Genomic DNA, 9362 nt, shown 5'->3' on the forward strand with positions numbered 1-9362 from the left:
CAACAAGTTCATGAACTTGTTGTGCCTTTTTAATTGCAATTAGTTACCAAATAAACGACTCCAAAATCTCTTTTTAGGTGGTTCTGCCTCCCTATTATCACTGGAATCACTCTTCGTTTTTTCAACAAACTTATCCTCTTTTGTTAATTCATCTGTACTATCATGCTTGTTCTCTTCAGTTATATTTTTATGATTTACTTCAGTTGGTTGACATTCTTTTTGTTGTTGGTTGATATTTTGAGATTTTTCAGTAAAAGTTGCTTCTTGTGGATTAATATTCTGTCTATTATTCATCGTTGTATCAAAAGAATAATTAAGCTGTCTTTCTTCTTCTAATTGGCTTTCTAGTTTTTGAATTTTTTTATTGTTTTCTAAAGATAATATTTGTTGATTTTCCAACAGTTTATTTAATGTATTAACATTGCTATTTTGTTGATCTAATTGTTTAGTTAGATTCTCAATATATTTTTCATCATTTTTAGCTCTAGTTTCAAAGATTTCTATTTGCTTTTCTAATTCATTTACTTTTGTTTTTAATGTCTCAGAACTATTTGAATTATTATGTATATACTTTTCAACTTTTGCAGTATTTTCATTAAATAATTCTTTTTTTACTGATTCTTTATTATGGGTTGTTCTCTCTTTCTTAGTGATTTTTTCTATAATTTTTAAATAATCATTATCTTTAATATAATTAATTCCATTTTCTTTTTCAAAAGATATATTTAATCTTTTAGCATTATTAACAATAGTTTGTTTAGTTACACCTAATTCATCAGCAATCATTTTAATAGTTTTCATAACATTCACCCTTAGGTACCTAATTTAGTACCTAAATTTTACCACCTAACAAAATTTATTTCATCATTTAGTACTAAATTTACTACCTATTAACTACCTAAATGCCTAATTACCCACCCATAAAATGTTTTTGCTACTTAATTAGGTACTAAAATATCGAATTATACATTTGGTAGTTTTAGATGTACTTTTAATTACATTTAAAACTCTTTATATACGCAATTGAAAGTGTTAATATTACTTTATAAATATTAAAAGAGTCGATGCTACGCCAATAGCATCGACTCTCGGTAATAAAACGATTCACACTCGTTTGTTTATATATTTTTTTGATACTTGTATTATATATATCTAATCATCTAAGTGCAAGCACAAAACATATAACTTACGTAAAAATTGTTTTATTACCTCAATCCCAAAATGGAAATGAGGTTTTTATTATGCCTAATTTTGAAAAATATAATTTATCACAAGTAAAAACTGAAAGATTTTATCAACTGCCTAAATATTTATTTGAAGATGCATATTTTAAGAAAATGTCTGCAGAAGCCAAAATTATGTATGCGTTATTAAAAGATCGTTTTGAATTATCCCTCCAAAATGAATGGGTAGATAAAAATAATAATATTTACTTTATTTTCAGTAATAAACATTTGTGTGAATACTTAGGTTATGCAGAACAAAAAATTATAAAATTGAAAAAAGAGTTAATAAAATTTAATTTACTAACTCAAGAACGTGTTGGCCTTAATAAACCAAATAGATTATACCTATTAAAACCTAATTATGACATTGAAGCCAGTCATATCAAGGAACTTCCAAATTCACAGTTCCAGAACAATGAATTTGGAAGTTCTAGAACTGTGAATTTAAGTGGTCAAGAACTTCCAAATTCACAGTCTAATGATACTGATTATAATGAAACTGATTATATTAAGACTAATAGTAATGATACGTATGATTTGAATGATAAGAAATTAACACATTCAAGTAATCACACAAATCATTCAAATCACTACTATTCAAAATTCAATGATGAAGCCTTAAAATTTCAATTATTAGAAGAATTACCTCAAAGTATTCAAACTTATTTAAGTAACTTTTCTGTAACTGAAATTAAACTTATTAAATCTGTGTTATTAAAAGCTAAAACATCCTTCAACAATTCTATTGATGCATATTATTTATTAGAAGATATGGAATTTGAAATTGTTAATGTTCTTAAGCGTTTTAAAGCTACATTAATTCAAAAAAATGAAACCGTTGAAGCAATGCAAGGGTACTTAATGAAATCTCTTAAATCTGAATTTGCAGAAGTACATACGCTTAATAAACGACGTGATCATTTACCAATCACTTCTTTATTTAATCAATAATACAACTTAATAAGCCAACAATGATCCAATTAGAGAATATCTTTAATTAGATGTTCTCTTAACTGTAAGCGAACTCTATTTTCAATGAAATGTAATTAATTAAGTAAGTGGGACTAAAAGCGAAAAGTTTTAGTCCCATTTTTATAAACAATTACTATTCATTGTTACTACTATCAGCAATTTTTTCTTTTTAGTGGAACCCAAGTATTTGTAAGCATGATAAATTACTTCTTTTTAAATTTATTTGGCTTATTCGTATTAATGTAGTTGGCATACATCTTTAACAATTCTTCTGTTTCATCAGGACTTAAATGCTCACATTCAAAATACTTTTCAAGCATTGCGCCTTTTCGAATAAGTCTATGCGCTCTTTCTTTTCGATCTAAATTTTTTAATCTATGTTTTCTTAATTCAGCTTTTTCAATTGCAGCATTTGTTTTTTTGAGATTTTGAAAATCATTCATCTTATCACTTACTATTCTGATTAATTTCGTTTTCTTTTAAATTTTCATTGTTCTCGTTGCTGCTATTTTGTTCGATATCTTTATTAAATGCTTCAATGACTTTATCCATAATTTTATACAATTCATCACTAGAGTTAATCATATTTAAATCAAGTTTTTTTAAAAAATAATCACCAATTTTATGAGATAGTTGTGCTTCTTGTTGTTTCTTTTGTTCTTTCAGTTGTTCAATTTGTTGTTCTAATTGACTTAACTTTGCAATATCGGTTTGTTTGATTTTAGACATTAAAAAACTCCCTTAGTTTATCTATATAAAGCATACCATAATTCATTGGGTAAGTCGCTCATTCATGATATAATATAACCAGTTCTTAAGACACTGCCCATTTACATGCAAATTAGAAATTGGCATAAAAATGGGCAACCCTACGGGTTGATCTTTATAGTTCCCACAGGGGTTTAAATTCAAAAAAGCGAGGAGGTAAAATCATGGAGAAAGGCTACTTTATGTTGAGAGTGACTAACATTAATCGAGCAACAAAAAATATCATTGCGTCAGCGTCTTATCGTTCTGATGAAGCATTATATAGCGAACGTACAGATGAAAACATTAAGTTTAGAAATCATATTGTTAAGCCTGAAAGCATGATTTTAACCCCTCAACATGCACCCGAATGGACGAAAGATAGACAGCGTTTGTGGAATGAAGTCGATAAAGTTGAAAAGCATAATGCGAAAACTAAAAACCCTAGATTAGCCAAAGAAGTCTTGTTAAGTTTGCCTAATGATTTTGATAGAGAAGTACAAACAGAATTAACAAAAGATTTTATAAAAAGTGAGTTTGTAGACAAAGGAATGGTAGCTGATATTTCAATTCATAGAGATGATATGAACAATCCACACGCTCATGTGTTACTGACTCAAAGACCGTTTAATTCAGACGGTACTTGGGGAAAAAAGACAAAAACAAAAACACGATATGATGAAAATGGTCATGCGATTTTAAATAAAAATGGTAATAAAGTTAGAAAGCAAGAACGCTTTGCCGACTTTGATTTTAAAGAAGTTCGTAAGCATTGGGAATTAAAATTAAATCAATATTCAGAACGTGAACAAAGTTTAAGACGATATGATAGTCGTTCTTTTGAAGCACAAGGTTTAGACAAAATTGCTGAAATTCCATTGACTAGAGAAGAATATCGACTAGAAAAAAATGAACAAAAACGCTGTGAAAAAGAGGGTGTCGAGTACCAACCCGTTACTTATTACGGACAGAAAAATGAAGAGATTAGACGATATAATCGTGGTGAAGTATCACAAGTATTTAGTGATAAAGAGAAAGAACAAGCACAAAATGAAATTAGATTATTTATTCAAAATGCTAACGATCAAGTAAGTAAAAATGAACAAAGTTATTCTATTTTATTTGATAGATATCAACGTGAAGTTGGCTATTCAGAGGCTAAGGAAACCATTAAAAATACGTTTGATAGTGCGTCTATCTTTGGTCGTAAAATTCAAAATGACTTACTCAAAAATGAAATTAAGAGACGTCAATTAAAATTCTATGCTAAAAATTATGATGAAAATTATCAGTTTAGAAAAGAAATTGAAAGCAAAGGATATAGCAAACAAGAGTTTGCTAATACTGTTGAAACTAACTATAAAGCGTTAATCAATGAAAAGAATAAGTTAGAAAGTAGAGAAGAAAAACGTAAAGAGATTTATCAATCAGCTAAAGATGTTTATCTAACTGAAAGTAAAAAAAATAATCTAATTGTTCAGCAAATGTACCCTAAATCTCATAAACAATTTAGTAGTGATGAGAAAGCATTTATCGTTGATGAGGCGCAAAAAGGTAACTTTATAAAAGCAACTAATGTTAAATATCTATTCAAACAAAAAAACTATATCCCTTCGAATGTATTTCTAGAAGATACTTATAAAAAAGCGAGTAAGGATATTTTCTTTAGTGAAAGACAGCTTAAACACTTAGAAAAAGATAGCTTTGAATATAATGTTGAGTTGCAATTCATTAAAGAAAAAGAGAAAGAAATTGAAAGCTATGGAGAACATATTGATGATGATTTAAAAATAGATATAGGCGATAGAAAATTTGAAAAAGTCAAAGACCAAACCCCTAATGAGAAAGTTCAATTACTTATTAAACTTGAGAAATATAATCATGTCGATCAAGAAGAAGTTATTGAAAAACATATTAATCAAGTTGATAGAAATGACCATGACAATCATCTTGAACATGAAAATGAACAATCTAATCATATTAATTTACCAACGATAAATGCTAGTGACTTCCTTATGTATTATGCGAATGAAACTGAAAAACAAAACAATATTAATCATAATAAAAAAAAGAAGACACAAGAGAGAAATAATCGAATGAGAAGATAGTAGGACGTTGAAATGATATAAAGTTCATTCTTTAGTAATAAGAAACTTAAACAAATGTAGTACATTGGTTTTGCTTAAAAGAAAACATTAATAAACACCGATTGCATCGGTGTTTTAGTGTTCATGTGAATATTAAAAATTTTATGGAGTGATGATACATGAACACATTCGTTTTCGGCGTGATTAAAAAGAGATTAGAAGAAAAAGGTCTTAATGTACACGAAGTATTTAATATGAGCGATAAACAGGCTAAAAATGACTTATTTGATGATTTATACCATTATGTACGCTATACAAAGCCATGCGGTGCAGAATTAACGATGGTTGCATTAAATGGTGATGAATTGATGCACTACTTTGTATGCTGTTATATGGAGCGTTATGCTTACAGATTGAACGCTTAACCGTTACGACATTTTGCAAATGTCGTTGAACTAAAAAAAAGAGGTGACTATGTGTAGTCACCTCTTTTTTTTACGTTGTATTCGATTCTCTTCTTCAATAAGTCGAGTTTTTCGTTCTCGTTCTGCCGGCTCTTTCTCACGACGTTTTCTATCTCGTTCAAGGATATCTGTTGTTCTTCCAAAATCTCGCCAATCTTCTGATAATCCTGTGTTATCCGCTCGATTTGGTTTGCGTTTGCCCCAACATGCTTAAACTTTGGCAATCGATTGTCGCGTTTCTTTATCAAATTTTGGTACGACCAATCGACTACCTTATGCCTTTTTCTTAACGAAAGCAGGCACACTTATATTTAAAGTTTCCGCAGATTGTTGTAACTTTAAATATTCGTCTTCGCTCACTCGAAAACTAATTTGTTTACGCTCCTTAAGATTAGGTTTACGGTTTTGCCTAACAGTATCGTCGCTAGCCACTTGTAAAAAGAATTTCAATAAATATCGTGATGATTGATGATTAAAATAGTGATACTAAATTTTTTAATTTTTTTCTAGGGATAAATTTAGTAATTGTAATAAAATACCAATAATAGTAATTCCTAAAGCACTATATATTAGTACATTTGTACTATTAGCATTAAATAAAATAATTCCTCCGATTGCTGATCCCATAGCACTGCCTAAATAATTAATAGAACTATTTAAAGCGACAGCAGAGCCTCCATATTCAGGATGTTTTTTCAATAATATATGTTGTTGAGGAGCTTGTGTAGCCCATCCCATAGCTCCCCATAAAATAAAGGGAATTAAACCTAATATAGGCAAGTTAATAGAAATAGGAATTAAACCAAAACTTAATGCTAGTAAAATTAAAATAATTAGCATAACAAATCTTGTATTTTTAAATCTATCTATAATAAATCCTATACCAAAACTTCCTATTAATCCGCCTATTCCCCACGCTGTAAGGTAATGAGTTAAATTTTTTGTATCTGTATTTGTTTTAATAATATCGGCTAAATAAGTATACAAACCTAAACTAGCAATGGCAGCGCATAATGTAACCGAAATAACTCTTAGTACATGCTTGTTTAAAAATAATTGAAAACGATCTTTTAAATTTGGAGGAGCTTCTATTTTAAATTTAGGCATCAATATAGATATGCTTATTAATGCAATAAAACTAATGACAATAATAACCAACATTGCAAATCGCCAATTAGAAATGTTGGCAATTTCTAGTCCGAGAGGAACTCCTATAACAGTTCCTACACTCATTCCGCCTACTGTAAAAGCGATTGCTTTTCCTTTATTTTTTTCGGAGACTAAATGATTGCTTGCACTTATTGCAATTGGTGAGAATACGCCAGCTCCTAAACCAGCGATTGCTCTTGATACGATATATAGCATGTAGTTCATAGATATTGCGGTTATAATATTGGCTAAAGTAAATATACTGAGTGCTATTATTAGTATTTTTTTAACTGGGGATTTAGCTAATATTGTTGAAAAAATGGGGGCAGAGATAGAGAAAAACAATGTAAAAACTGTTACTCCTTGCCCAATAGCAGAGCTACTTTTATTAAAACTTTTACTTATTGATGGTATTAATCCTGCTACTATATAAGCATCCATACCTAAGGCAAACATACCTAAAGTTAAAATCCATATTTTTTTCATTATTATCTCATCCTATCAGTCAATTTTGATTCATTAAGAGATTAGTTGTCTATTTTTGGGAACAATAGAAGGATAAACCTTTACTTGAAATATATGAATAAGTAATGTATTAATATGGGTATAAACAAATAGTTAATACCATGGGGGATTTTATGAATTTTAATTATATGAAGGACTTCATTAAAGTTGTCGAGTACAATAGCTTAAATAAAGCTTCTAGAGAATTGAATATAAGTACACCAGCCTTAAGTAAAAGAATTAGAAGTATTGAAGATTATTTTGATTGTCAGTTATTTTATAGAACTTCTAAGGGTATTTTTTTAACTCAAAAAGGAAATGCTGTTTATCATTCGTTTTTAAAAATAAACGAGCAATTTGAAGAATTAAAAAGTAAAATAAGTGAGTCTAAAGATAAAAGAATTAAATTAGGAGTCATACCTAGCTTTTCTTTATATAAGCTACATGAAAAGAATTATATTAATGAAAGTGTCGTTTTAGTTATTGAAAATAGTACTTCAATTTTACTTGAGGAAATTTATAAAGATAATATAGATGTTGTTATTGGTGATATTACACATTTAAAAAATAACTCGCTCTATACACAAGAAATTTACACTGAGGACTTTATTGTGGCTTATGGTGATGAAAATAAGTTTAAAAACACTAACCAAGTAAGTATAAAATCTTTAAAAAATGAGAATATTTATATACAAACACCGCCATGTGATACATATGATCTTCTTAAAAATTATTCCTTGAAAGATAAGTTACATATTGATTATGTTGATTATTATGAAACTATATTAGCTAATGTCAAAGCAAATAAAGGTATTACTTTGACTCCTCAATCTTTGACTACAAGACTTGAAAGTATGAACTTATATCAAAAAAAATTACAAAGTTATAAAAGAGTTGTAGGCGTAGTATCACGTGATAAAGATAAGATGAATAAAATTATTGATATAATTCAGTAAATGAATAGAGTATACAATTCAACTACCCATAAGACTTTATTATGTAAACTTGTAATAAAGTCTTAAACATTGTTAAATCAACGTTTAAGACTTTTTCTTACGATTATCATTTATACAGATTTTATACATCACTGGTCTGACACGTTTTCATTTGTTTTCATTAGTTAGTATCTTGTATCTTTATTCAAAATTCTAAATTAAAAATAAGAGTTACTTTTTTTTATCTAATTTTCTTCCTAAAGTTCCTAAGATACCACCTATTAGAAATAAAATTATAATGGAAATTAAGTTGACTAATTGATTATTTATATCTAAATTAGGCAAGATATACAAAGCATAAATTATAATAATAAATAAAAAATGCTACCCATAATTATTCTGTTTTTCATAAGTATTCATCCTATATTATTTATTTTTTCTATTTTTCTTGTGGTTTATTTTATAAAGTGTATTCATAAAAACTATAAACAAACCGATTACAGTAAAAATAATGTATAGTTTAAATCCAGTTCCAGTAAAAGTTTTTAAAGATGTGAATTTAAAAACAAAAAACACTATAAGAGCAAGTATTAAAGCATAAAGTATTGTAAAAAAATTATTGAAATATTTCATTATACAAAACTCCATTCTTGCGTTTTTTTGACTTTTATTTTGATAACGTAATTTATTGCTATTATTCTATTCTTTCCAATCAACTTCCAACTGTTTAGAAAATTCTTTTCTTTTTTCTTCAAATTGGGGATCATATTCTTCGTTTTGTATTTCTTGATGGTATGAACGTTCTTTTAACCATTGTGGTGTTTTCTCTCGGCTTATGAATTGTTTCTGTTTACCTATATCTTTCATTTGAGGTTGTCGTTTGCTATGAATACGTTTCTCAGCGTCAAAAGTAAATTCTAAGTATTCAATTTTGCGACCTTTTCTAGCTTTAATTTTATTAATATGTAAATTTATAAAGATAAACCCCAATTCTTTGGTTCTGTTGCAAACTTGAAAATCATATAATATAGATACAAAGAAATGAAAAATAATAAAATCCAACCGAATAATCTGTTGATATAATAGTATATAATTTACTGCTTTTGCATAACTTTGTATATTAATTTAACTTTGCAACAGAACCAATAGATACTTATATATTAACTTGAATGATTTAAAAAATTTGAAGATATCTATATTTTACTAAAATCAAGGTTGTTATTGTTAGTTTTGATGTTTATTTAAACATAAAATGACTTATCGGAAGTAGATATGCTT

The 9362-nt window shown here is 27.9% G+C and carries 8 protein-coding genes and 2 pseudogenes; 4 read left to right on the forward strand and 6 right to left on the reverse strand.

All coding sequences use genetic code 11. The annotated features are described in order from the left end of the window. Positions 1–39: 39 nt before the first annotated feature. The gene (locus HMPREF3134_RS04260) at positions 40–801 is read right to left on the reverse strand and encodes a DUF536 domain-containing protein (protein ID WP_070440993.1); all 762 of its coding nucleotides are present in this window, start codon (positions 799–801) and stop codon (positions 40–42) included. Positions 802–1241: 440 nt separating this feature from the next. Between HMPREF3134_RS04260 and HMPREF3134_RS04265 the strand changes: the two genes are divergently transcribed. Beyond that, a complete protein-coding gene (locus HMPREF3134_RS04265) occupies positions 1242–2177 on the forward strand; it encodes a replication initiator protein A (protein WP_070440996.1) in 936 nt (311 codons plus the stop codon). 224 nt (positions 2178–2401) lie between these two features. Here HMPREF3134_RS04265 and HMPREF3134_RS04270 read toward each other — a convergent pair whose 3' ends face one another. Both HMPREF3134_RS04270 and HMPREF3134_RS04275 read right to left on the reverse strand, forming a co-directional pair. Further along, on the reverse strand, positions 2402–2641 hold the full coding sequence (locus HMPREF3134_RS04270) for a DUF3847 domain-containing protein (protein WP_070440999.1): 240 nt from the start codon (positions 2639–2641) through the stop codon (positions 2402–2404). Between the two features lie 4 nt (positions 2642–2645). Then, positions 2646–2927, reverse strand: a complete 282-nt coding sequence (locus HMPREF3134_RS04275) for a hypothetical protein (RefSeq protein WP_070441002.1) — start codon at positions 2925–2927, stop codon at positions 2646–2648. Between the two features lie 203 nt (positions 2928–3130). On the opposite strand from HMPREF3134_RS04275, the gene HMPREF3134_RS04280 reads away from it, so the two are divergent. Next, positions 3131–5053 (forward strand): MobA/MobL family protein, encoded by a 1923-nt coding sequence (locus HMPREF3134_RS04280; RefSeq protein ID WP_070441005.1) that lies wholly within the window; start codon positions 3131–3133, stop codon positions 5051–5053. Between the two features lie 158 nt (positions 5054–5211). Beyond that, complete coding sequence (locus HMPREF3134_RS04285; RefSeq protein ID WP_070441008.1) at positions 5212–5457, forward strand: hypothetical protein; 246 nt, start codon at positions 5212–5214, stop codon at positions 5455–5457. Positions 5458–5674: 217 nt separating this feature from the next. On the opposite strand, the pseudogene HMPREF3134_RS12440 reads toward HMPREF3134_RS04285, so the two are convergent. Together HMPREF3134_RS12440 and HMPREF3134_RS04290 are read right to left on the reverse strand one after the other, a co-directional pair. Next, positions 5675–5946: pseudogene (locus HMPREF3134_RS12440) on the reverse strand (plasmid mobilization relaxosome protein MobC); the annotation flags it as partial. Between the two features lie 45 nt (positions 5947–5991). Continuing rightward, on the reverse strand, positions 5992–7131 hold the full coding sequence (locus HMPREF3134_RS04290; protein ID WP_070441011.1) for an MFS transporter: 1140 nt from the start codon (positions 7129–7131) through the stop codon (positions 5992–5994). 152 nt (positions 7132–7283) lie between these two features. Between HMPREF3134_RS04290 and HMPREF3134_RS04295 the strand changes: the two genes are divergently transcribed. Next, positions 7284–8105, forward strand: coding sequence for a LysR family transcriptional regulator (locus tag HMPREF3134_RS04295; protein ID WP_002469027.1), 822 nt, complete (start codon positions 7284–7286; stop codon positions 8103–8105). Positions 8106–8783: 678 nt separating this feature from the next. On the opposite strand, the pseudogene HMPREF3134_RS04305 reads toward HMPREF3134_RS04295, so the two are convergent. Then, positions 8784–9080: pseudogene (locus tag HMPREF3134_RS04305) on the reverse strand (RepB family plasmid replication initiator protein); the annotation flags it as partial. Positions 9081–9362 lie beyond the last annotated feature (282 nt).

The sequence above is a fragment of the Staphylococcus sp. HMSC14D10 genome, assembly GCF_001808125.1.
GTDB classification, from domain to species: domain Bacteria; phylum Bacillota; class Bacilli; order Staphylococcales; family Staphylococcaceae; genus Staphylococcus; species Staphylococcus haemolyticus.